20 protein-coding genes and 1 tRNA gene are annotated in these 22,646 nt (G+C 69.1%); 8 read left to right on the plus strand and 13 right to left on the minus strand.

Annotation, left to right across the window (positions count from 1 at the left end):
• The first annotated feature begins 134 nt into the window (after positions 1 to 134).
• The 3 genes from pyk (at position 135) to MTF65_RS23220 (ending at position 2,668) form a co-directional block, all read left to right on the plus strand.
• Positions 135 to 1,562 (plus strand): pyruvate kinase, encoded by a 1,428-nt coding sequence (gene pyk / locus MTF65_RS23210; RefSeq protein WP_243630844.1) that lies wholly within the window; start codon positions 135 to 137, stop codon positions 1,560 to 1,562.
• Between the two features lie 140 nt (positions 1,563 to 1,702).
• Complete coding sequence (locus MTF65_RS23215; RefSeq protein WP_243630845.1) at positions 1,703 to 2,122, plus strand: hypothetical protein; 420 nt, start codon at positions 1,703 to 1,705, stop codon at positions 2,120 to 2,122.
• A gap of 48 nt (positions 2,123 to 2,170) precedes the next feature.
• A complete protein-coding gene (locus MTF65_RS23220) occupies positions 2,171 to 2,668 on the plus strand; it encodes a winged helix-turn-helix domain-containing protein (RefSeq protein ID WP_243630846.1) in 498 nt (165 codons plus the stop codon).
• A 56-nt stretch (positions 2,669 to 2,724) separates the two neighbouring features.
• On the opposite strand, the gene MTF65_RS23225 is transcribed toward MTF65_RS23220, so the two are convergent.
• Together MTF65_RS23225 and MTF65_RS23230 are read right to left on the minus strand one after the other, a co-directional pair.
• Complete coding sequence (locus MTF65_RS23225; protein WP_243630847.1) at positions 2,725 to 3,228, minus strand: hypothetical protein; 504 nt, start codon at positions 3,226 to 3,228, stop codon at positions 2,725 to 2,727.
• A 274-nt stretch (positions 3,229 to 3,502) separates the two neighbouring features.
• Entirely contained in the window at positions 3,503 to 4,009 is a 507-nt protein-coding gene (locus MTF65_RS23230) for a GNAT family N-acetyltransferase (protein ID WP_243630848.1), read from the minus strand.
• 173 nt (positions 4,010 to 4,182) lie between these two features.
• Between MTF65_RS23230 and MTF65_RS23235 the strand changes: the two genes are divergently transcribed.
• Positions 4,183 to 5,529 carry a (2,3-dihydroxybenzoyl)adenylate synthase gene (locus MTF65_RS23235; RefSeq protein ID WP_243630849.1) on the plus strand — a complete coding sequence of 449 codons (1,347 nt, stop codon included), beginning with the start codon at positions 4,183 to 4,185 and terminating at the stop codon, positions 5,527 to 5,529.
• On the opposite strand, the gene MTF65_RS23240 is transcribed toward MTF65_RS23235, so the two are convergent.
• Both MTF65_RS23240 and MTF65_RS23245 read right to left on the minus strand, forming a co-directional pair.
• A complete protein-coding gene (locus MTF65_RS23240) occupies positions 5,526 to 6,260 on the minus strand; it encodes a helix-turn-helix domain-containing protein (RefSeq protein ID WP_243630850.1) in 735 nt (244 codons plus the stop codon). The genes MTF65_RS23235 and MTF65_RS23240 overlap by 4 nt on opposite strands.
• Positions 6,261 to 6,370: 110 nt before the next feature.
• Positions 6,371 to 6,445, minus strand: a tRNA-Leu gene (locus tag MTF65_RS23245).
• Positions 6,446 to 6,542: 97 nt separating this feature from the next.
• On the opposite strand from MTF65_RS23245, the gene MTF65_RS23250 reads away from it, so the two are divergent.
• Positions 6,543 to 7,196, plus strand: coding sequence for an ANTAR domain-containing response regulator (locus MTF65_RS23250; RefSeq protein WP_243630851.1), 654 nt, complete (start codon positions 6,543 to 6,545; stop codon positions 7,194 to 7,196).
• 73 nt (positions 7,197 to 7,269) lie between these two features.
• On the opposite strand, the gene MTF65_RS23255 is transcribed toward MTF65_RS23250, so the two are convergent.
• The 8 genes from MTF65_RS23255 to MTF65_RS23290 all read right to left on the minus strand — a co-directional run bounded on the left by MTF65_RS23255 (position 7,270) and on the right by MTF65_RS23290 (position 17,030).
• A complete protein-coding gene (locus MTF65_RS23255; RefSeq protein ID WP_243630852.1) occupies positions 7,270 to 7,986 on the minus strand; it encodes an ABC transporter ATP-binding protein in 717 nt (238 codons plus the stop codon).
• The gene (locus MTF65_RS23260; RefSeq protein ID WP_243630853.1) at positions 7,983 to 8,963 is read right to left on the minus strand and encodes an ABC transporter ATP-binding protein; all 981 of its coding nucleotides are present in this window, start codon (positions 8,961 to 8,963) and stop codon (positions 7,983 to 7,985) included. Before MTF65_RS23260 ends, MTF65_RS23255 begins: the two co-directional genes overlap by 4 nt.
• A gap of 5 nt (positions 8,964 to 8,968) precedes the next feature.
• Entirely contained in the window at positions 8,969 to 10,690 is a 1,722-nt protein-coding gene (locus MTF65_RS23265; RefSeq protein WP_243630854.1) for a branched-chain amino acid ABC transporter permease, read from the minus strand.
• A 5-nt stretch (positions 10,691 to 10,695) separates the two neighbouring features.
• A complete protein-coding gene (locus MTF65_RS23270) occupies positions 10,696 to 11,628 on the minus strand; it encodes a branched-chain amino acid ABC transporter permease (RefSeq protein ID WP_243630855.1) in 933 nt (310 codons plus the stop codon).
• A gap of 136 nt (positions 11,629 to 11,764) precedes the next feature.
• Positions 11,765 to 13,000, minus strand: coding sequence for a branched-chain amino acid ABC transporter substrate-binding protein (locus MTF65_RS23275; RefSeq protein WP_243630856.1), 1,236 nt, complete (start codon positions 12,998 to 13,000; stop codon positions 11,765 to 11,767).
• A gap of 545 nt (positions 13,001 to 13,545) precedes the next feature.
• A complete protein-coding gene (locus MTF65_RS23280) occupies positions 13,546 to 13,947 on the minus strand; it encodes a hypothetical protein (protein WP_243630857.1) in 402 nt (133 codons plus the stop codon).
• Between the two features lie 260 nt (positions 13,948 to 14,207).
• Complete coding sequence (locus MTF65_RS23285) at positions 14,208 to 14,690, minus strand: PaaI family thioesterase (RefSeq protein ID WP_243630858.1); 483 nt, start codon at positions 14,688 to 14,690, stop codon at positions 14,208 to 14,210.
• Between the two features lie 54 nt (positions 14,691 to 14,744).
• Positions 14,745 to 17,030, minus strand: a complete 2,286-nt coding sequence (locus MTF65_RS23290) for an FdhF/YdeP family oxidoreductase (protein WP_243630859.1) — start codon at positions 17,028 to 17,030, stop codon at positions 14,745 to 14,747.
• A 120-nt stretch (positions 17,031 to 17,150) separates the two neighbouring features.
• On the opposite strand from MTF65_RS23290, the gene polA reads away from it, so the two are divergent.
• A complete protein-coding gene (gene polA, locus MTF65_RS23295) occupies positions 17,151 to 19,871 on the plus strand; it encodes a DNA polymerase I (protein ID WP_243630860.1) in 2,721 nt (906 codons plus the stop codon).
• 39 nt (positions 19,872 to 19,910) lie between these two features.
• On the opposite strand, the gene MTF65_RS23300 is transcribed toward polA, so the two are convergent.
• Entirely contained in the window at positions 19,911 to 20,762 is an 852-nt protein-coding gene (locus MTF65_RS23300) for a DUF4184 family protein (RefSeq protein WP_243630861.1), read from the minus strand.
• 337 nt (positions 20,763 to 21,099) lie between these two features.
• Between MTF65_RS23300 and MTF65_RS23305 the strand changes: the two genes are divergently transcribed.
• Both MTF65_RS23305 and MTF65_RS23310 read left to right on the plus strand, forming a co-directional pair.
• Positions 21,100 to 22,386: a lytic transglycosylase domain-containing protein gene (locus MTF65_RS23305; protein ID WP_243630862.1), complete on the plus strand. Its 1,287-nt coding sequence runs from the start codon at positions 21,100 to 21,102 to the stop codon at positions 22,384 to 22,386.
• Between the two features lie 119 nt (positions 22,387 to 22,505).
• Entirely contained in the window at positions 22,506 to 22,646 is a 141-nt protein-coding gene (locus tag MTF65_RS23310) for an SPW_0924 family protein (protein ID WP_243630863.1), read from the plus strand.

Below are 22,646 nucleotides of genomic sequence, written 5' to 3' on the forward strand. Positions count from 1 at the left end.
ATCACGCCCCGGGGGTGCTCATCGGAGCACCCCCATGCACATTCAACAATTGTCAATAACCTTTTGCTCAAAGGTTGTTGAGCGGACACCCGGAACCAATTTCCTACTGCCTGGTAGGGGAATACGCTCGCCTCATGCGCCGAGCGAAAATCGTATGTACCCTGGGCCCCGCCACCGACTCATACGACCAGATCAAAGCCCTGGTCGAAGCCGGAATGGACATCGCCCGCCTCAACCTCAGCCACGGCACCTACGCCGAACACGAGGAGCGCTACCAGCGCGTACGCAAAGCCTCCGACGAGACCGGCCACAGCGTCGGCATCCTCGCCGACCTTCAAGGCCCGAAGATCCGACTCGGCCGCTTCCGCGAAGGCCCCGTACTCCTTGAACGCGGCGACGAGTTCACCATCACCACCGAAGACCACGAAGGCGACCGCCACACCTGCGGCACCACCTACAAAGGCCTCGCCGCAGACGTCACCGCCGGCGAACGCATCCTCGTCGACGACGGCCGCGTCACCCTCGAAGTCACCACCGTGGACGGCCCCCGCGTCAACACCCTCGTCATCGAAGGCGGCATGGTCTCCGACCACAAGGGACTCAACCTCCCCGGCGTCGCCGTCTCCGTCCCCGCCCTCTCCGACAAGGACATCGAAGACCTCCGCTGGGCCCTGCGCACCGGCGCCGACGTCATCGCCCTCTCCTTCGTCCGCAGCGGCCGCGACATCGAAGACGTCCACCGCGTCATGGACGAAGAAGGCCGACGCCTCCCCGTCATCGCCAAGATCGAAAAGCCCCAGGCAGTCGAGAACATCGACGAAATCGTCGCCGCCTTCGACGCCATCATGGTCGCCCGCGGCGACCTCGGCGTCGAAATGCCCCTCGAACACGTCCCCATCGTCCAGAAGCGAGCCGTCAAACTCGCCAAGCGCAACGCCAAACCCGTCATCGTCGCCACCCAGATGCTCGACTCGATGATCGAGAACTCCCGGCCCACCCGCGCCGAAGCCTCCGACGTCGCCAACGCCATCATCGACGGCACCGACGCCGTCATGCTCTCCGGCGAAACCAGCGTCGGCAAATACCCCGTCGAAACCGTCAAAACCATGTCCCGCATCGTCGAAGCGGCCGAAGAAGACATCCTCGCCAAGGGCCTCCCACCCCTCACCGACCGCAACAAGCCCCGCACCCAAGGCGGAGCAGTAGCCCGCGCCGCCGCCGAAATGGGCGACTTCCTCGGCGCCAAATACCTCGTCGCCTTCACCCAGAGCGGAGACACCGTCCGCCGACTCTCCCGCTACCGCTCACCCATCCCCCTCCTCGCCTTCACCCCCGACCCCGCCACCCGCTCCCAACTCAACCTCACCTGGGGCGTCGAAACCTTCCTCGGCCCCCACGTCGACTCCACCGACGCCATGGTCGCCCAAGTCGAAGAAGAACTCCTGCGCATCGGCCGCTGCGTACCCGGCGACATCGTCGTCATCACCGCCGGCTCACCCCCCGGCGTCACCGGCTCCACCAACCTCGTCCGCGTCCACCACATGGGCGACCCCGTCCGCTAGACCACGCACAAGACGCACAAGACGCACCGCGTCGGGCAACCCAACCGGCTCCCACCACCACTCGGGAACGCCCGCCCGACGCGGTCACCGGAAGGGCCGTCCAGCCCGGCGCCGCCGAACGCTTTGCTAGTTTCGGTCGCATGACATCACTGGTACAGGTGTGCGAGACCGACTTCCGCGTCCGGGCCGTCCGTCAACAGCGCTGGGGCATAGGCCTGATCGCCGTCGCCTCCCTCATCTGGCTCTGGGTCGCCTTTCAGCTGGTGTTCGCGTTCACCATCGACCGCGACGGGCGACGCGACAGGGAGTGCGAGTCCCGGGCCTTCTACGCCTTCGGCGTCGACGACCGCTACAAGCAGAGCTACTACGAGTCCGAGGGCGATGCGTGCGAAGCCGTACGCGACTTGGCCCCCATGCTGGCCTGGGTGCTGCTCTCCGTACCGGTCGGGGGCGTCGGCCTCTTCCAGCTCACCGCGGCCACCACGCGCCTCCAGATGATCGGCCACGTCGCCGAGACCGCCCGCCTCACGGAATCCGAGAAGGGCGAGACCCGCGGCTAGGTCCAATGTCGCCGACTTACTGACTTCGGCTCGTCAGGGTGATTCTTCTTGTTCGAGCAGAAGATCAAGCCGACAGAGGTCGCGCGGCAGCTGCGGGTGAGCCGGAAGTCGGCCTACCAGTGGCACCGGCTGTGGCGGGACGGCGGTGTGCAGGCTCTGGCCTCCGGCGGCCCGGGCGGGTCGCGGTGCCGTCTGTCGCTGCGTTGCCTGGAGAAACTCGCCGTCTACTTGGAGCAGGGTCCGGCCGCGCATGGCTGGGTGGAGGACCAGGTGTGGACCGCATCGCGGGTGGCCAGACTGATCGGCAGGAAGTTCCACGTCTCCTACAGCGTCTCCGGGGCCACAAGGCTGATGCACCGGCTCGGGTTGAGCCCGCAGGTGCCCGCACGGCGGGTCGCCGAGCGCGACGAGCAGTCCGTGATCGCGTGGCGGGAGGCGACCTGGGCGGAGGTAAAAAGAGCCCGGGCGGCCTGCGAGGGCTACGTCTGCTTCGAGGGCGAGGCAGGCTTCACCGGCCTGTCCCTCGACGCTCCAACGTCACCCTGACAAGCCGGGGGCAGTAACTACATGACGTGTGGCGTCGCTCTGCGTGACGCCCTACCTTAGGCCGGTGTTTCGCAGACGGCATAGAGAGTCACGTCGATGTCGTCGTTGCCCTCGTTGGTCACGGTCGTGTGCCAGGCGGTGTCGGAGAAGATGGAGGGGTGGGTCTCATTGATCCGGATGGAAGCGAATTGGGCCGGTCCAGCATTAGCGCCGCCCGACACCGGCTCCAAGCCTGCCGGGCATTCGACATCATGGCCCTCGACAGCGCCGGGGAGAATGTTGAACGGACCACTGGTGGCGATCTCCCGCTCCAGCGGTGTCGCCGACGTCGACGACGTTTGCGTCGCGCTCTGAGTGCAGTTGGAGTTCTGGTTGCCGTTGTGGTTGGCGTACCCGTTTTGGACGTTGGGGTAGCAGATGTTGATGAGAGAGGGTCCGTTGAGGATGCCGTTGACGGCCCCCAGCAGTCCGTCCCCGTCTGCGTGAGCACCGCCGGCACTCACGATGGCCGCGGTTGCAGCGGCGGCGCCAATTGCGATGATCCTATGAGCGAGCCTCATTGAACATCCTCCTCCTGCGGTGACGCCAGGTCTGTGGTCTTTCATCGCAGAGCATGGTGAGACGGCGCGTAGATAGGGCCTGTGGCACGCCGCGGGCCACGTTCTTCAGCCGTGCGGCGCAACCACGAGTAGGACGTGTACGCGCTGCACGTCGGGGAGGAAGTCACCCTGACGAGCCGAAGTCAGTAACGACTGGCCGCCCGCATGATCGCCCGCCTGGCAGAGGCGGTCCGCCGAAAACGGAACCATGAAGCCCCAGGGGCGCGACCCCGCCTCACGGCAACGAATGTGTGAGCCATACCACTTCACCGCTGTCTTCCGTGGAAACGTGATCCCGCTCGAACCCGAGCTTCTCAAGAACACGGAACGACGGTGTGTTCCACGCGCCAACGGTCGCCCAGAGCCGTTTCCGCCCGGTCGCAACAGCGGCATCGAGCACCGCCCTGGCCGCCTCGGTGGCGTAGCCACGCCCACGCGCGCGCTGGAACAACTCATACGCGATTTCAGGCTCCTCCAGGGTGGAGCGGCCGATGATCAACCCGCAATAGCCGATGAAGTCGCCCTCATCACGGCGCTGGATGGGTAATAGGGCGATCCCCGTAGTCGCCGTCGCGGTGAGCAGCTTCGCGATGGCCGTCCGGGTGTGCTCAACCGTGGACGTCGTCCCGTTGCCGCGTTCGGCGAGGAGGGCGCGGAACTCAGCGGCGTCCGACTCGGCCCACGGCCGCAGTATCAGCCGCTCGGTCTCAAGGTGGAACGACATCGTCTCGTACGTAGACATGCCCCCACTCTGCCTCACGAGTCACCACGAACTACAGGTCAGCGGCGCTCATTGGTCTTTCTGCTGAGGGAATTCAGCGTCCATGGTCTGGAAAGCACATTGCGTACAGGGGCGTTGACGGATTGGATTGCCAAGGTCAAGAAACGGGCGATATGTACAGAAGGAAGCGACGAATGACATCCATGCTCGACGGCTGCACGCCCTGGCCCGAGGAGTTCGTCGATCGCTACTGGGCGGCCGGGCACTGGCGCGGCAATACGCTCGACAACCTGCTGCGCGGCTGGGCCCTGCAGAACGGACCGCGGACCGCGCTCGTGCACGACGGCACCCGCATCACATACGCCCACCTGAACCGGCGCGTGGACCGCATGGCCGCCGGAATCCGGCTGCGCGGCATCCGGCCCGGGCAACGGGTCGTCGTCCAGCTACCGAACGTTCCCGAGTTCGTCATCACCGTGTTCGCGCTGATGCGCGCCGGCGCGGTCCCCGTGTTCTGCCCCGTCTCGCACCGCGCGTCCGAGGTGTCCCACCTCGTGCGGGTCACCCAGGCCGTCGGCTACGTCGGCCCCTCGACGTACCAGGGCTTCGACCACACGGCTATGGCCGCGGACATCGCGGCCCGAGAGCCCTTCCTGCGACGGGTGTTCACCCTTGAGGCGCCCGGCGCCTCGTCCCCGTACGGCGGCCTCACGACCGACCCCTCGGGCTGCCAGTACAGCCCGCTGGGCTCCATCGACGCCCCGCCCGAACCGGCGCTCGCGCAGAACGCCAACCAGGTCGCGTTCCTCCTGCTCTCCGGCGATACCAACGCGGAGCCCAAGCTCATCCCGCGCACCCACAACGACTACGCCTACCAGGCGCGGGCCGCCGCCGAACTGGTGTCGCTCACCGAGAACGACGTATACCTCGCCGCGCTGCCCGCCGAGTTCAACTTCACCTTCGGCTGCCCCGGCATCGTCGGCACCCTCTCCGTCGGCGGCACCGTCGTCCTGGCCGAGAACCCGGAACCCGCCGAATGCCTTCCGGCCATCGAACGCGAGCGGGTCACCATCACGTCGGTGGTGCCCGCCGTCGCCCAGCGCTGGCTCGACGCACTCCCCACGACCCAGGCCGACCTGAGCAGTCTGCGTCTCGTGCAGACCGGCGGCGCGCCCTTGCACCGGGCGACCGCCGAACGGATAGGCCCCGAATGGGGCTGTCGCCTGCAGCAGGTCTTCGGCATGGCCGAGGGGCTGCTCACTCTCACCCGGCCCGCCGATCCGGACGAGACCGTGCTCACCACGCAGGGCCGCCCGCTCTCGCCCGACGACGAGATCCGCATGGTCGACGTCGACGGCAAGGACGTGCCCGACGGGGAGCCCGGCGAACTCCTCGCCCGCGGCCCGTACACCCTGCGGGGCTACTACCGGGCGCCCGACCACAACGCACGCTCCTTCACCACCGACGGCTACTTCCGCACCGGCGACCTCGCGCGGCGCACCCCGGACGGTAACCTGGTGGTGACCGGCCGCCGCATCTAGTACTTCGGCCCGATGCGGGCGTCCATCAACGCGACGGACGCCTTGCGGGCGATGGACACGTTGAAGGCGTTCGCCTGTCTCCACTCGACCCCGAGGCGGTCCAGTGTGCTGGTCAGGAGCGCCGTGATGTCGGCGGACCGGTTGGTGAAGAAGTACCGCGGGTACTCGTAGCGCTTGCCGTTCCGGACGGTCCAGTTGGTGATCCGGCACCCGTCGGAGTGAATGAGCCCCCGGATAAACTCCCAGGGATGCGCATCGACGATCTCCTGTTGCCAGGGTTCGAGGGCGATCCGCCGCTCGTGCTTCTTGCCGGGCCCGTGCTGTGGGAACAAGCACGTCCAGTGCCGTCCGTAGCTCGTGACGGCCACGCAGCCCTGGCGTTGCAGCACGTAGACCTTGTCGTTCGGCCGCACCTTGGTGATCGCTGCGCGGCACTGATCGATGAGCCCCGGCCATGCGTCGGCGCAGAAGATCCGGAGGTGGTGCCCACCGCGGGGGTGCGGGCTGATGCAGCCGTCACCCAAGTAAAGACCGAGCAGGTACGCGTACGCAGGGGAATCGGCCGGGCCGGTGCAGGCGGCCACTTGGTTGAGGCGAGGCAGCGGGTCGATCCGCACTTGCCAGGCACGGAGGGCGGACCGGGATATGCCGGTTTCTTTGCTGACTGAGTTCAGGCTGCGGCCTTGGGCGACGAGTTCGAGAGCTCGGCGACGGGTGATCGGGTCGTACATGCGGACGAGGATGCGGAAAGACTTTCGCCTTCATGTGCGGATCGCGGCACTTTCGCCCGAAAGGGGGAAGGTCAACCATTCAGGAGGTGACCTTGGAATTCCAGGAAAGGTGCCCCAGGTGGGATTCGAACCCACACTGTCCGCTGTTTGAGAGCGGCCTCTCTGACCAGTTGGAGTACTGGGGCCTGAGAAACGAAGGTTTCGGGAAACCCTGCGTGGCACCACCTTACAGGAGCTAGGTAGGCTCGGGGGAGCTGTTATGCCCCGCAAAGAGGAGCCCCCGTGACCGCCGAGCACGAGTCGACGCCCACGCCCGACGCCGACCAGTCGCACGTTCCGCCGCTGACGACCCGCGTCGTCATCGCCGAGGACGAGGCGCTCATCCGTCTCGACCTGAAAGAGATGCTGGAGGAGGAGGGCTACTCCGTCGTCGGCGAGGCCGGGGACGGCCAGACGGCCGTCGAGCTGGCCCGCGAGCACCGGCCTGACCTCGTCATCCTCGATGTGAAGATGCCCGTCCTGGACGGGATCTCCGCCGCCGAGAAGATCGCGGAGGAGTCCATCGCGCCGGTCCTGATGCTCACCGCGTTCTCGCAGCGCGACCTGGTGGAGCGGGCCCGGGACGCCGGGGCCATGGCGTACCTGGTGAAGCCGTTCAGCAAGAGCGACGTCGTGCCCGCCATCGAGATGGCGGTGTCGCGCTTCGCGGAGCTGCGGGCGCTGGAGAAGGAGGTCGAGGACCTCTCCCAGCGGCTGGAGACGCGCAAGCTGGTGGACCGCGCGAAGAGCATTCTGCAGACGCAGTACGGGCTGACCGAGCCGGCCGCGTTCCGGTGGATCCAGAAGACCTCCATGGACCGTCGCATGTCCATGCAGCAGGTGGCCGAGGCGGTCATCGAGGACGCCGAGGAGAAGAAGAACGCCGCCAACGGGTAGGACGTACGCCCCGAGGTACGAGTGAGGCCCGCCACCGGAAACGGTGGCGGGCCTCACTCGCGTACAGCGGGTGTCAGTCCTCGCCGAGGTACGCCTTGCGGACGTCCTCGTTGTGGAGCAGCTCCTGGCCGGAGCCGGAGAGGACGATCTTGCCGATCTCCATCACGTGGGCCTGGTCGGCCAGCGAGAGGGCGGCCTGGGCGTTCTGCTCGACGAGCAGGATGGTGGTGCCCGTGGCCTTGAGCTCGGCGATGGTCGCCATGATCTTCTGCATCATCAGCGGGGAGAGGCCCATGGAGGGCTCGTCCAGCATGAGCAGCTTGGGCTGGGACATGAGGGCCCGGCCCATGGCGAGCATCTGCTGCTCACCGCCCGAGAGGGTGCCGGCGGCCTGCTTGCGGCGTTCGCCCAGGATGGGGAACATCTCGTAGGCGCGCTGGACGTCCTTCTCGATGCCCTCCTTGTCGGTGCGCAGGAAGGCGCCGAGCTGGAGGTTTTCGGCGATCGTCAGCCGGGGGAAGATGTGGCGTCCCTCGGGGGAGTGGGCGAGGCCCAGGGAGACGATCTTGTGGGCGGGGACGCTGGCGAGCGGCTGGCCGTCGAAGGTGATGGTGCCGCTGCTGGGCTTGAGGAGCCCGGAGAGGGTGCGCAGGGTGGTCGTCTTGCCGGCGCCGTTGGTGCCGACGAGGCAGACGATTTCGCCTTCGTTGACCTCGAAGGAGATTCCCTTGACGGCTTCGATCTTGCCGTAGGCGACCTTGAGGTCTTCGACCTTGAGCAGTGCGGTCACTTGGCCTCTCCTTCCGTGCTGGTGGTGCCGGTGGTGCTGTCCGCGTCGGCCTCGGCTTCTGCGTCGGCTTCGGCCTCAGCGGCCTCGACTTCCGCCTCGGCTTCGGCTTCGGCCTCAGCGGCCTCGGCTTCGGCGTGGGCTTCGGCGGCCTCGACCTCGGCGACTTCTTCCTCGCCCGGTGCGCCCTCGAAGGGGGTGCCGAGGTAGGCGGCGATGACGCGCTCGTCGCCCTGGACCTCTGCCGCCGTGCCCTCGATGAGCTTCTCGCCCTGGACGAGACAGGCGACGCGGTCGCAGAGGTTGAAGATGAAGCGCATGTCGTGCTCGATGACGAGGACGGCGATGCCCATGTCGCGGATGGCGAAGATGAGTTCTTCGGCCGCTCGCGTTTCCTGCGGGTTCATGCCGGCGGTGGGCTCGTCCAGGAGGATGAGTCCGGGGTCGCTGGCAAGGGCGCGGGCGATTTCGAGCTTGCGCTGCTCGCCGTAGGGGAGGTTCTTGGCGAGGTGGCCGGCCTTGTGCTGGAGGCCGATGAACTCAAGGAGTTCCATGGCGCGCGCTTCGCTGGCGGCCTCGGCCTTCTTGAAGCCGGGGCCGCGCAGGATGGCGGACCAGAGGCCTTCCTTGGTGCGGGTGTGGCGTCCGACGAGGACGTTCTCCAGCACGGTCATGTTGTGGAAGAGCCGGATGTTCTGGAAGGTGCGGGCGACGCCTGCTGCCGTGACCTTGTGGGGCGTGGGCGGCAGGACGGTGCCCTTGTAGCTGACGGTGCCCTCGGTGGGGACGTACAGCCCGGTGAGGCAGTTGAAGAAGGTGGTCTTGCCGGCGCCGTTGGGGCCGATGAGGCCGACGATCTCGCCCGCGTTGACCTTGAGGTCGACGCCCTTGACGGCGGTGAGGCCGCCGAAGCGCATGGTGACGCCGCTGGCTTCGAGCACGGTGGTCGTGGTCGTGGTGGTGGTGTCTGTGGTGGTCATGTCGTTCACGCCCCCGCCTTGGCGGTGGCCAGGTCCGTGGGGGCCTGGTCAGCGGTGTCGTCGTGGTACTCGAGCTGCGCCCGCTTGTTGGCGATGAGGCCTTCGGGGCGGAAGCGCATGAGCAGGATGAGGGCGATGCCGAACGCGAGGAGCTGGTAGTCCTGGAGGAAGGCCAGCTTCGCCGGGATCAGGAAGAGGAGTGCGGCGCCGAGGATGGGGCCGCGGATGGTGCCCATGCCGCCGAGGATGACGGCGGCGAGGAGGAACGCGGAGTTCGGCGGTACGGGGCCGGCGAAGACGTAGTTCTCGGGGACGACCGTGCTGTTGACGTGTGCCTGGACGGTGCCGGCGAGGCCGGCGAGGGTGGCGCCGAGGGCGAAGGCGATGAGCTTGACCTTGAAGCCGTTGATGCCCATGGCTTCGGCGGCGGTCTCGTCTTCGCGGATGGCGACCCAGGCGCGGCCGATGCGGCTGTTGCCGGCGCGGGCGAAGACCAGCACCACCAGGGCCATGACGAGCAGCATCAGGAAGTAGTAGTTGGCGTAGGCGCCCAGGACGATGCCGCCGACGGTGTGGGACTCCCCGAAGTTCCACCCGAAGAGGTCGAGGTGGGGGATGTTGGGGATGCCGTTGGGGCCGTTGGTGATGTCCGGGCCGGAGTCGCCGTCGAGGTTGCCCATGGCGATGCGGAAGATCTCTCCGAAGCCGAGGGTGACGATGGCGAGGTAGTCGCCGCGCAGGCGCAGGGTCGGTGCACCGATGACCACGCCGAAGATGAGCGAGGCGAGTGCGCCGACGATGACCGCCGCCCAGAAGGGCAGGTGGATGCCGAAGGCGGAGGCGGTGCTGCCGGAGACCAGGGCCGCGGCGTAGGCGCCGACGCCGAGGAAGGCGACGTAACCGAGGTCGAGGAGGCCGGCGAGGCCGACGACGACGTTGAGGCCGAGGGCGACGGTCGCGAAGATCAGGATGTTGACCGCGATGAGCGTGTAGGTGTCGCCGCTCTGCTGGATGAAGGGGAAGGCGATCGCGGCGGCCGCGGTGCCGAGGAGCGTGACCTGGCGGTGCTTGGCGGTGAGGCTGCCGAGCCGGTCGAAGAGGCCGGCCTTGAGCAGGGCGAAGCCCGCGATGCCGACGGTGATCAGGTACGTGACGAAGAGCTGCGGTTCCTTGTCATCGGTGTCGATGCCGAAGGTGATGACGTAGAGGCCGAGGGCGAAGACGCCGGTGATGATGAGGATCTCGGCCCAGGCGGGCAGTCCCTTGGCGGGGGCCGCCTTGTGGCTGTCGTCGGGGAGCTTGTACGCGGCGAGGGCCGGTACGAGCGAGCCGACGAGGGCGACGTAGGCGCCGGGCTCCAGGTGGGCGAAGCCGCCGAGGACGACCGCGATGGAGAGGACCGTGAACCAGGTGCCGGCGAGGGTGCCGAGCGCGAGGATCCAGACGGGCTTGCGGGCGCCGGTGGGGGTGAGCCAGCGCAGGCCCTTGACGCCGAGCGCGGAGAGCGCGAAGGCGGCGGTCAGGGCTCCGGCGATCAGGCTGAGGAACTGGATGGGCGCCGGGCTGCCGTAGTACGTCAGGTCGCCGGGGAATTCGGCGGTCCAGGTCCAGGCGAGGAAGGCGCTGATGACGGTCAGGAGGCTGCCGCCGATGACCGCGTAGAGGAGCGCGGCGGGGGCGGGGCCCTGCTTGGCGACGGCGGTCTGCGGGGTGGTGTTGGTGGTCATGGTTCTCACGCCCGATCCGCGACGCGCTCGCCGAGCAGGCCTTGTGGCCGCACGAGGAGGACGACGATGAGGAGTACGAACGCCCAGACGTTGGACCAGGCTCCACCGCCGAGCTGCTGCATGCCGGGGATCTCTTCGATGTACGCGATCGAGAGGGCCTCGGCGAGGCCGAGGACGACGCCGCCGACCATGGCGCCGTAGATGTTGCCGATGCCGCCGAGGACGGCGGCGGTGAAGGCCTTCAGTCCGAGGATGAAGCCCATCTCGAAGTTGATCTGGCCCTTGTCGAGGCCGTAGGCGACGGCGGCGACGGCGGCGAACGCGGCACCGATGGCGAAGGCCATGACGATGATGCGGTCGGTGTTGATGCCCATCAGCTTCGCGGTGTCGGGGTCCTGCGCGGTGGCCTGCATGGCGCGGCCACTGCGGCTCTTCTGGACGAAGACGCCGAGGGCGAGCATGCAGAGCGGGGCGAGGATGAGGACGAAGAGGTCCGCGCGCTGGATGGCCAGGCTGTCGGTGATCTTGAAGGCGGCGCCCTTGAACTCAGGGAAGCTGACGGCCTTCTTGGCGTCCGGGTAGAACTGCCAGACAAGCTGCTGGAGCGCGATCGAGAGGCCGATTGCGGTGATGAGCGGGGCGAGCCGTGGTGCGCTGCGCAGGGGGCGGTAGGCGAAGCGTTCGGCTGCGGTGGCGACGAGGACCGAGGCGAGTGCGCCTCCGACGATCATGACAGGTATCGCGATCAGCAGGGAGGTGCCGGTCGGGAGGATGGCGTAGGCGCTGAGCGCGCCGAAGCCGCCGATCATGAAGATCTCGCCGTGGGCGAAGTTGATGAGCTGGACGATGCCGTAGACCATGGTGTACCCGATGGCGATGAGGCCATAAAGGGCACCGAGGGCAAGGCCGTTGGCCAGCTGTTGCGGCAGTTCGTGCACCGCAGGGCCTCCGATGAGCGTGTCGGATAAGACTCCGCGCGAGGGCGCTGTTTGCGCCCTCGCGCGGCTGGTTTTTTTGAGGGGTCAGGCCGTCGGGACGGACCGGCCCGGGGTCCCGGCTAGCGGGACGTGGGGATTACTGGTTGAAGGTGTCGCTCTTGACGTCGACCCACTTGCCGCCCTCGACCTTGTAGACCGTGAGCTGCTTGTTGGTGGTGTCGCCGTACTGGTCGAAGGCGACCTTGCCGGTCACGCCCTCGAAGGAGACCTTGCCGAGAGCCTCGACGACCTTGGCGCGGGCGTCGGTGGGCAGCTTGCCGCCGTTGGCGGCGACGGCGGCCTTGACGGCCTGGATGACGGCCCAGCCGGCGTCGTAGGAGTAGCCACCGTAGGCGGCGTACGGGTCCTTGTAGTTGGCGGCCTTGTAGTCCTCGATGAACTTCTTGGCCGTTTCCAGCTTCTCGACCGGGTAGCCGATGGAGGTGGAGAGGTCGCCCTCGTTGGCCTCACCGGAGGCGGTGATGAAGGCGGGGTCCTGGATGCCGTCGCCGCCCATGAGCGGGACGTTGGCGCCGGTCTTCTTGATCTGGTCGGCGAGCAGGCCGCCCTCGGGGTACTGGCCGCCGAAGTAGACGGAGTCGGCGCCGGAGGTCTTGACCTTGTCGGCGGTGGAGGAGAAGTCGGTCTCCTTCACGGTGACGTGGTCGGTGCCGATGACCTCGCCGCCGAGCTTCTTGAACTCGTCGGAGAAGATCGCGGCCAGGCCGGCGCCGTAGGTCTGCTTGTCGTCGACGACGAAGACCTTCTTCTTGCCGGCGTCCTTGAAGAGGTACTGGGCGGCGAACTTGCCCTGGACCACGTCGGTGGCGGCGGTGCGGAAGTAGGTCGGGAAGGGGCGCTTGAACTCGCCCTTGCCCCAGTTGTCACCCTGGCTGAGCGCGGGGTTGGTGTTGGCGGGGGAGACCTGCGCCAGGTTGGCGGAGGCGAAGACGCCCTGCATCTGCTGGGCGACACCGGAGTTCAGCGGGCCGACGACGCCGACGACGTCCTTGTTGCCGACGAGCTTGGTGGCGTTGGCCTGACCGGAGGCGGGGACCGCCTGGTCGTCGAGGGCCTCGACCTTGAACTCGATGCCGGGGACCTCGTTGTTCTTGTTGGCCGTCTTGGCCGCGAGGTCGACCGAGTTCTTGATGCCCTGGCCGAGCGCGGAGAGCGAGCCGGTGAGGGGGGCGTCCACGCCGATGACGACGACGGTCTTGGAACCGTCGGCCTTGTCCCCGGTCTTCGCCTCATCGCGCGAACCGCAGGCGGTGAGGGTCAGTGCTCCCGTGGTGATCACGGTGGTGAGGACGAGCAAAGAACGGTGTCGCACGATTCTTCCTTTCCCTGGCGCGGCCGCCTCATGTGTAGAGGTGCCGATAGGTCACCGGGCCGCACTGGGATGTCCACGGCCATGCTGAGTCGCGCCTCAGTGGCGCGGTGACTGGCCGTGACTCTAGGCCCGAGGTGGCGAATGCGGGGAGCGGAGAAAGGAGGATGTGACGCTCTTGTTATGCCAAGGCCAAGAATGTGCGGTGAGAGTACGGACAGATCGGACATTTGGTTACGTCGGGGGGTGACCACATGCTGAGAATTCCCTGTTCTCCTAAGGGGCTTGAGGCCCTCATGGTCCTGTCATTGATCAAATTTGACCGAATGTTGCTGCGCGTGTCTGAAAATATCCATCGGGTGGTAATGCGCAGGGGAAAAAGGGGATTCAGTAGGGCGTGAGCATTACGCAGGGTAATGGGACTCCTTGATTCACTTCGGGTGGCTGGATCTTGGCTTGATGCCCAAAGTGCTCGCGACCTGCGGTTCGTCCCTACGTCGGCAGGTGCCCGGAAGGCGGACAGCGCGCGCGGAATTCCGGTCACCGGGTCATGTCGGGGGCCGCCAGTTCTCCGAACTCCCGGTGGCGCCGTCCTGCTCCGCGCAGCGCCGCGCCACGAACCGGTCGATCAGCTCAAGTGCCTTGTCGCGACCGGCAGTTCGCTCCTCGGCCCGGCCCGCGGCGACCGCGTCCTCGTGGATCGCGTACTGCTCGTTGGACAGGCCCTTCTGCTCCCAGTCGAGGCCGGACCACAGGGTGCCTTCGAGGGTCTCCTTGGCCCAGTAGGACACCAGACTTGTGCAGATCTGTGCCGGTGAGGACGGACTGGGCGCGGGAGTTGGGGAGTTCTGCGGCGCGAAGGGGGCGGAAGCGGAGCATCCGGACAGGGCGAGCGCCGCGAGCAGGGCGGCGGTCGCGCACCGGAGCGCGGCGGGTGACGGGGTCCCCATGAGGGGAAGGTAGGTCGTCACCATAGGTGACACAACAGCCGTCGCCGGAATCTGCCCGGACTGGCGGATTCCGGGTGGTTCCCGGGCCGGGTGGCGGCCGGCGGGCGCCCCGGCGGGGGCGAGTCGCGGGCGGCGGCCAGGCGGGGCTGGGCGGCGGCTATGCGGCGGTCAGGCGGACCGGGAAGCGGCGCGGGCCCGGATCCGCGCGAGGGCGGGTCCGGGCCGGCGTGGCCTGGCGGGCGGGACTTCGGCGACAGGGCTCAGGAGGCGGAGGGGACCCCGCCGGCGCCCTCGGCGTCGCGCAGCAGGCAGGTCAGACGGGCGGTGCAGACCCGGCGGTCCTGCTCGTCGCTGATCACGACCTCGTAGCTGGCGGTGGAGCGGCCCAGGTGGAGCGGGGTGGCGACGCCGGTGACCAGGCCGGAGCGGGCGCCGCGGTGGTGGGTGCAGTTCAGGTCCACGCCGACGGCGATCTTGTTGATCCCGCCGTGCAGCATCGCGCCTACGGAGCCGAGGGTCTCGGCGAGCACGGCGGAGGCCCCGCCGTGCAGCAGTCCGTAGGGCTGGGTGTTGCCCTCGACCGGCATGGTGGCCACGAGCCGCTGGGGTGAGGCCTCCAGGATGCGGATGTCCATGCGCTCGCCGAGGTGGCCCGCGGAGAACAGCGTGGGCAGGTCGATGCCCAGGGCCGCGTACTCGTCGAGGATCTCCTGCGGGAACTTCACAGCGTGGTGCTCGCCCATGGGCCGGCTCCGTTCGTCAACGTTCGTTAACCATCTTGTCCTGAGGTCGTTTTATCAGGCCGGTTCGAAGCGCACGACGACGGACTTGCTCGCGGGGGTGTTGCTGGTGTCCGCGGTGGAGTCGAGGGGGACCAGCACATTGGTCTCCGGGTAGTAGGCGGCCGCGCAGCCCCGCGCGGTCGGGTAGTGCACGACGCGGAACCCGGGGGCGCAGCGCTCCACACCGTCCTTCCACTCGCTGACGAGGTCGGTGTACGAGCCGTCGGCCAGGCCGAGCTCCGCCGCGTCCTCGGGGTTGACCATGACCACGCGGCGGCCGCCGGTGATCCCGCGGTAGCGGTCGTCGAGGCCGTAGATCGTGGTGTTGTACTGGTCGTGGCTGCGCAGGGTCTGCAGGAGCAGCCGTCCCGCCGGGACGCGCGGGTACTCCACGGGCGCGGCGGTGAAATTGGCCTTGCCGGTCTTGGTGGGGAAGCGGCGCTCGTCGCGCGGGGCGTGCGGGAGCTGGAACCCTCCGGGTCGGGCGACGCGGGCGTTGAAGTCCTCGAAGCCGGGGATCACGCGGGAGATCCGGTCGCGGATGGCCGCGTAGTCCTTCTCGAACTCCTCCCACGGGGTGGCGGAGGCGGCGCCGAGGACGGCGCGGGCCATGCGGGCCACGATGGCCGGCTCGGAGAGCAGGTGCGGGCTCGCGGGGGTGAGGTTGCCGCGGGAGGAGTGGACCATGCCCATGGAGTCCTCGACGGTCACGAACTGCTTGCCTGAGGCCTGTACGTCCTTGTCGGTGCGGCCGAGGGTGGGCAGGATCAGGGCGCGCCGGCCGGTCACCGCGTGGGAGCGGTTGAGCTTGGTGGAGACGTGCACGGTCAGGGAGGCGTTGCGGATCGCGGCCTCGGTGACCTCGGTGTCGGGGGTGGCGCCGACGAAGTTGCCGCCCATGGCGAAGAGGACCTTGGCCTTGCCGTCGCGCAGGGCCTGGATGGAGCGGACGACGTCGTAGCCGTGGGCGCGCGGCGAGGTGATCCGGAATTCGCGGTCGAGGGCGTCGAGGAAGGCGGGCGCGGGGCGTTCGAAGATCCCCATGGTGCGGTCGCCCTGGACGTTGGAGTGGCCGCGGACGGGGCAGACGCCGGCGCCGGGGCGGCCGATGGCGCCGCGCAGCAGGAGGAGGTTGACGACCTCGCGGATGGTGGCGACGGCGTGCTTGTGCTGGGTGAGGCCCATGGCCCAGCAGACGATGGTGCGCTCGGAGGCCAGGATCATGGCGAGGGCGCGCTCGATCTCGGGGCGGGTCAGGCCGGTGGCGGTGAGGGTCTCGTCCCAGTCGGCTTCCTTGGCGGCGGCCGCGAATTCCTCGTATCCGTGGGTGTGCTCGCGGATGAAGGCCTCGTCGGTGGCGCCTGCCGTCTCGATGACGAGCTTGTTGAGGAGGCGGAAGAGGGCCTGGTCGCCGCCGATGCGGATCTGCAGGAAGAGGTCGTTGAGGGCGGTGCCCTTGAGCATGCCGAGGGGGGTCTGCGGGTTCTTGAACCGCTCCATGCCGGCCTCGGGCAGCGGATTCACCGAGATGATCTTCGCGCCGGCGGACTTGGCCTTCTCCAGGGCGGAGAGCATGCGCGGGTGGTTGGTGCCCGGGTTCTGCCCGGCGACGATGATCAGGTCGGCCTGGTGGAGGTCTTCGAGGGAGACGCTGCCCTTGCCGACCCCGATGGTCTCGTTCAGCGCGGAGCCCGAGGACTCGTGGCACATGTTGGAGCAGTCCGGCAGGTTGTTGGTGCCGAACTCGCGGGCGAAGAGCTGGAAGAGGAACGCGGCCTCGTTGCTGGTGCGGCCCGAGGTGTAGAAGAGGGCCTCGTCGGGGGAGCCGAGGGCGTTCAGCTCCTCGGCGATGATCTCGAAGGCCCGCTCCCAGGGGATGGCCTGGTACCGGTCCGCGCCTTCCGGCAGAGCCCCTCTTTCCAGAAGCATCGGTTCGGTGATCCGGCCCTGCTGGCCCAGCCAGTACCCGGAGCGGGTGGCCAGGTCGGCGAGGGGGTGCGCGGCGAAGAAGTCCGGGGTGACCCGGCGCAGCGTGGCCTCCTCGGCGACGGCCTTGGCGCCGTTCTCGCAGAACTCGGCCGTGTGCCGCTTGTCACCCTCGGGCCAGGCGCAGCCCGGGCAGTCGAAGCCGTCCTTCTGGTTGACCTTGAGCAGGGTGCGCGCGGTGCGGGCGACGCCCATCTGCTGCTGCGCGATCTTCAGGGTGTGCGCGATCGCGGGCAGGCCGGCGGCCGCGTGCTGGGGGGGCGCGACCTGCGGCGCGTCCTGTACCGGATCACCTGCGGGCGGCTTGGTGGCCATGTCGCTCCCCTTTGAGCTTCGCAGCGCGGCTGCTGTGTTCTCGTACGTCTCCGATCCTGTCACGCTCCGCTGACACCGCGGGCGCCGGAATTGTCAGCGGGGCCGCCTAGGATCGAGGGCGTGGCAGATTCAGCATCGAAGAAGACCGACCAGACGACCGCAGCGGACCGCCCCCGCCTGATGCTCATGGACGGGCACTCCCTGGCGTACCGGGCGTTCTTCGCGCTGCCCGCGGAGAACTTCACGACCGCGGGCGGCCAGCCGACCAACGCCATCTACGGCTTCGCGTCGATGCTGGCGAACACGCTGCGCGACGAGGCGCCCACGCACTTCGCGGTGGCGTTCGACGTGTCCCGCAAGACGTGGCGTTCCACCGAGTTCCCCGAGTACAAGGCGAACCGCTCCAAGACTCCCGACGAGTTCAAGGGGCAGGTCGAGCTGATCGGCGAGCTGCTCGACGCGATGCATGTGCCGCGGTTCGCGATCGACGGCTTCGAGGCCGACGACGTGATCGCGACGCTGGCCACGCAGGCGGAGGCCCTCGGGTTCGAGGTGCTGATCGTCACGGGCGACCGGGACTCCTTCCAGCTGGTGTCCGAGCACACCACCGTGCTGTACCCGACCAAGGGCGTCTCCGAGCTCACCCGGTTCACCCCGGAGAAGGTCGAGGAGAAGTACGGGCTCACCCCGCAGCAGTACCCGGACTTCGCGGCGCTGCGCGGCGACCCCTCCGACAACCTGCCGGGCATTCCGGGCGTCGGCGAGAAGACGGCCGCCAAGTGGATCACCCAGTTCGGGTCGTTCGCGGAGCTCGTGGAGCGCGCCGAGGAGGTCAAGGGCAAGGCCGGGCAGAACTTCCGCGACCACCTGGAGGCCGTGAAGCTCAACCGCGTCCTGACCGAGATGGTCAAGGACGTGGAGCTGCCCAAGACTCCGGCGGACCTGACGCGCCTGCCGTACGACCGGTCCGCGGTGACCGGCGTGCTGGACGTACTGGAGATCCGCAACGCCTCGCTGCGCGAGCGGCTGCTGGCGGTGGACCCGGGCGCGGCCGAGGAGGAGGCGCCGGCCCCGGTGGCCGCCGTGGAGCTCGACGCGAGCGTCCTGGGCGCGGGCGAGCTGGCGCCGTGGCTGGAGAGCCACGCGGGCGGGCCCCTCGGTGTTTCCACGGTGGACAGCTGGGCGCTGGGCCAGGGCAATGTCAGCGAGATCGCGCTGGCGGCGGCCGGAGGGGCGGCCGCCTGGTTCGATCCGTCCGAGCTGGACGAGGCGGACGAGCGGGCCTTCGCGGCCTGGGCCGCGGACGCGGCGAGGCCCAAGGTCGTGCACAACGCGAAGGGCCTGATGCGGGTCTTCCCGGAGCACGGCTGGAGCCTGGCGGGCGTCGCCATGGACACCGCGCTCGCCGCCTACCTGGTCAAGCCGGGCCGCCGGTCCTTCGCGCTGGACGTGCTGTCCAACGAGTACCTGCACCGGGAGCTGGCGCCGGCCGCGGCTGACGGGCAGCTGGTCTTCGGCGCCGACGAGACGGCCGAGGCGGAGGCGCTGATGGCGCAGGCTCGCGCGGTCCTGGACCTGGGTGACGCCTTCACCGGCAAGCTCGCCGAGGTGGGCGCCGCCGAGCTGCTCCACGACATGGAGCTGCCGACGTCCGAGCTGCTGGCCCGGATGGAGCGGGCCGGCATCGCCGCCGACCGCGACCACCTGGAGGCGTTGGAGCAGCAGTTCGCGGGCGCCGTGCAGCAGGCGATAAAGGAGGCGCACGCGGCGGTCGGACACGAGTTCAACCTCGGCTCGCCCAAGCAGCTCCAGGAGGTGTTCTTCGGCGAGCTGGACCTGCCGAAGACGAAGAAGACGAAGACCGGCTACACCACGGACGCGGACGCGCTGGCCTGGCTGGCCACGCAGACCGACCACGAACTGCCGGTGATCATGCTGCGCCACCGGGAGCAGGCCAAGCTGCGCGTCACCGTCGAGGGGCTGATCAAGATGATCGCCGCCGACGGCCGGGTGCACACCAGTTTCAGCCAGATCGTCGCCGCGACCGGACGTCTGTCCTCCACCGACCCCAACCTGCAGAACGTGCCGGTGCGCACCGACGAGGGCCGGGCCATCCGCCGCGGGTTCGTCGTCGGCGAGGGCTACGAGTCGCTGATGACGGCCGACTACAGCCAGATCGAGCTGCGCGTCATGGCCCACCTCTCCGAGGACGAGGGCCTGATCGAGGCGTTCCTGTCCGGCGAGGACCTGCACACCACCGTCGCCTCCCAGGTGTTCGGCGTGGAGCGCTCCAAGGTCGATGCCGAGATGCGGCGCAAGATCAAGGCGATGTCGTACGGCCTCGCGTACGGGCTGTCCGCCTTCGGCTTGTCCCAGCAGCTGAACATCGAGCCCGCCGAGGCGCGCGGGCTGATGGAGACCTTCTTCGAGCGGTTCGGCGGCGTACGGGACTACCTCCAGCGCGTCGTCGAGGAGGCCCGCGCCACCGGCTACACCGAGACCGTGCTCGGCCGCCGCCGCTACCTTCCCGACCTCAACAGCGACAACCGCCTGCGCCGCGAGGCCGCCGAGCGGATGGCGCTGAACGCCCCGATCCAGGGCACCGCCGCCGACATCGTCAAGGTCGCGATGCTGCGCGTGGACAAGGCGATCACCGAGGCCGGGCTGAAGTCGCGGATGCTGCTCCAGGTCCACGACGAAATCGTGCTGGAGATCGCCCCGGGCGAGCGGAAGAAGGTCGAGGAGCTGGTGCGCCGCGAGATGGGCGCGGCCGTCGAGCTCCGGGCCCCGCTGGATGTGTCCGTCGGCGTCGGCCCCGACTGGGAGTCCGCCGCGCACTGATCCCCGTAAGAAGCGTGCCGCGTCCGCCCGTTCCCGCCGCTATGCGGTGGGGACGGGCGTTCGTGTGTCCTCGTCCGTGTGGCGCCGCTCGCGCGCGGGGCGCAGGCGTACGAGGATCCCGTACAGCAGCAGCCCCACGGTGAGGCCGCCGCCCGCGCCGAAGCAGACGGTCGGGATGATGTCGAGCGGGGACTTGATCCGGTCGAAGAACGTGAAGAAGCGCAGCACGCGCATCGTCACCCCCGCCGCCACGCACACCAGCAGCAGGGCGAGCGCGGCGCGCGTCTCCGCGCGGCCGAGCACGGGAACGGTCGCGGGGGCGGGGGAGAGCGGCAGCCGGCGCAGGGCGGTCACCGTGAACCAGGCCAGGGCGCAGGCCGCGAGCGCCGAACTGCCGTACTGGAGATACGAGTAGAGCGGCAGTCCGAAGGCGAGCGGCCGGCCGAGATCGGGCAGGGCGTTGGTCCCCCACCGGTCCATGTGCGTGAAGCTGTCCCACGCCACGTGGGTGAGGGAGCCGGCGGCCGCCGAGAGGTAGAACCAGAGCGCGAGCGAGGGGAGGCGGCGCCCCCGCCAGTCCTCGCCGCGCACGAAGGTGTGGACGCGGCCCCGCCAGGCGCGGGGCAGGAGCGCGACCAGCGGTTCGCGCAGCAGCAGCCAGCACGCCACGAGCGCGGCGGTGAGCGCGGCGTCCGCTGTCAGCACGCCGGTGAGGGAGTGCGTGAAGTCGCCGTACCCCATGAGGCCTTCGACCACCGCGTCCGCGAAGTAGAAGGTGTCGGGCGCGAAGGAGCCGAGGACCAGGGCCGAGGCGACCAGCGGCCCCCGGGCCCGGCCGGTCCGGCGGATCGCCGGCAGCACGGCGGCCGCATGGCTGAGGGTGAACGGCATGGTGCCTCTCCTGGATGTCCGAAGGGTCTTGAGGCGTTCCCTACTTCGCCTCAATGCGTCCTGAACGGGTCCGGACAGTATGCGTGACCTGCGCAAGACGTGCGGAAGTCGTGAAATCCGGGCCGTGATACGTGCCCTGCACAGGGAGTTGACGTACTGTCACGCGGACGTCGAGGAGGAGGGGGTCCGGCCCATGCCGGCTCGAATATCGGCTCGCGCATTAGCTCACGCAATAGCTCGAACGACGGCTCGAACGACGGCTCGAACGACGGCTCGTGCGACGGCTCGTACAACGTCCCGATTCGGACGCGGGCTGCGCAGGGGCGGGGCCGCCGCCGTGGTCTCCGCGCTGGTGGTCGCCGCGGTGACCGCCTCCCAGGGGCCGGCTGCCGGGGGCGAGGGCCTGGCCACCGCCGCCTCCGGGGGCGGCGGCGCGCGGACCGCGCCGTCCGCCGGATCCGGCGGGGACTCCGCCTACCTCGACGAACTCCCGCCGCCGGTCGGACCCGAGCCGTCGGCCGTACCGACGCCGACGGGCGAGCCGCAGGCCCGGCAGCCGGTCCCGGCAGCGGCGGCGGCGGACCGGCCGGCCGCCGAGGCGGTGGCGAGGGGCGCCGGCGAGGGCGCGCAGGGGATACCGGCGAGCGTGCTGGCCGCGTACCGGCGCGCCGAGCAGGTGGTGGGGGAGAGCGACCCCGGGTGCGGGCTGCGCTGGCAACTGCTCGCCGCGATCGGCAAGGTCGAGTCCGGGCAGGCGCGCGGCGGCCGGGTCGATGTCGCCGGAACCACGCTGCGGCCGATCCTGGGGCCCGTACTCGACGGCAACGGCTTCGCGACCATCCGGGACACGGACGGCGGGGCGTACGACGGGGACGCGGTGTACGACCGGGCCGTCGGGCCGATGCAGTTCATCCCGTCCACGTGGGCGGCGTGGGGTCAGGACGCGGACGGCGACGGCCGGCGCAACCCGAACAACGTCCACGACGCGGCCCTCGCCGCCGGGCGCTACCTGTGCGCGGGGAGCCGGGACCTTCGAGTGTCTGGGGATCTGGACCGGGCCGTGCTGTCGTACAACCAGTCCGGGGAGTACCTGAGGACGGTGCGGTCCTGGTTCACGTACTACGTGAAGGGGACGTACGAGGTCCCGGACAGCGGGAGTACGGGCGTGCCGACGGTGCCCCCGCGGACCCCCACCCCCACCCCCACCCCTACGCCGAAGCCGGATCCGAAGCCCACTCCGCCGCCGAAGCCGACCCCCAAGCCGACCCCCACGCCCAGCCCCAAGCCGACTCCCACGCCGACACCGACACCGACACCGACACCGACACCGACACCGACACCGACACCGACGCCGACGCCGACTCCAACGCCCACGCCGACTCCAACGCCCACGCCCACGCCCACGCCTACGCCGACACCGACACCGACGCCTACGCCGACTCCCACGCCGACTCCCACGCCGACACCGACACCTACGCAGAGCCCCAAGCCGGCTCTCACGCCTGCCCCGACCCCGACCCCTACCGCCAAGCCGACGCCGTTGCCGTCGCCGCCGACCCCGAGCGCCACCGCCACCGCTTCCGCGAAGCACGGGACCACGCCGTCCCCGTCGCCCGCCCCCTAGCCGGCCCGGCCCGGCAGGCCGGTTCGCCACGCCGCGGGCCTGGCCCGACGGTTCTCATCTCGCCTCCGCGTTGCTACGGTGCCTCCGCCCTGACGCCCAATCAGATTCCGGAGGCCCGGATGCGCGCAATCATCGCCGCCGCCAGCGGGCTCGTCCTCGCGGTGCTCCTCGTCCTCGCCATCACGGCGCTCGGGGCGCCCGAAGGCAAGACCTCGCCCAAGCCCCTGCTCACCACCGCGCCCGCCGCGCCCGGACAGTAG

The organism is Streptomyces sp. APSN-46.1 (genome assembly GCF_022815725.1).
Classification (GTDB): Bacteria; Actinomycetota; Actinomycetes; order Streptomycetales; family Streptomycetaceae; genus Streptomyces.

Coding starts and splice junctions, on each gene's coding strand:
- pyk (WP_243630844.1), top strand. CDS start 135: ATGCGCCGAGCGAAAATCGTATGTACCCTGGGCCCCGCCACCGACTCA.
- MTF65_RS23215 (WP_243630845.1), top strand. CDS start 1,703: ATGACATCACTGGTACAGGTGTGCGAGACCGACTTCCGCGTCCGGGCC.
- MTF65_RS23225 (WP_243630847.1), bottom strand. CDS start 3,228: ATGAGGCTCGCTCATAGGATCATCGCAATTGGCGCCGCCGCTGCAACC.
- MTF65_RS23230 (WP_243630848.1), bottom strand. CDS start 4,009: ATGTCTACGTACGAGACGATGTCGTTCCACCTTGAGACCGAGCGGCTG.
- MTF65_RS23235 (WP_243630849.1), top strand. CDS start 4,183: ATGACATCCATGCTCGACGGCTGCACGCCCTGGCCCGAGGAGTTCGTC.
- MTF65_RS23240 (WP_243630850.1), bottom strand. CDS start 6,260: ATGTACGACCCGATCACCCGTCGCCGAGCTCTCGAACTCGTCGCCCAA.
- MTF65_RS23260 (WP_243630853.1), bottom strand. CDS start 8,963: ATGACCACCACAGACACCACCACCACGACCACGACCACCGTGCTCGAA.
- MTF65_RS23265 (WP_243630854.1), bottom strand. CDS start 10,690: ATGACCACCAACACCACCCCGCAGACCGCCGTCGCCAAGCAGGGCCCC.
- MTF65_RS23280 (WP_243630857.1), bottom strand. CDS start 13,947: ATGGGGACCCCGTCACCCGCCGCGCTCCGGTGCGCGACCGCCGCCCTG.
- MTF65_RS23285 (WP_243630858.1), bottom strand. CDS start 14,690: ATGGGCGAGCACCACGCTGTGAAGTTCCCGCAGGAGATCCTCGACGAG.
- MTF65_RS23290 (WP_243630859.1), bottom strand. CDS start 17,030: ATGGCCACCAAGCCGCCCGCAGGTGATCCGGTACAGGACGCGCCGCAG.
- MTF65_RS23300 (WP_243630861.1), bottom strand. CDS start 20,762: ATGCCGTTCACCCTCAGCCATGCGGCCGCCGTGCTGCCGGCGATCCGC.
- MTF65_RS23310 (WP_243630863.1), top strand. CDS start 22,506: ATGCGCGCAATCATCGCCGCCGCCAGCGGGCTCGTCCTCGCGGTGCTC.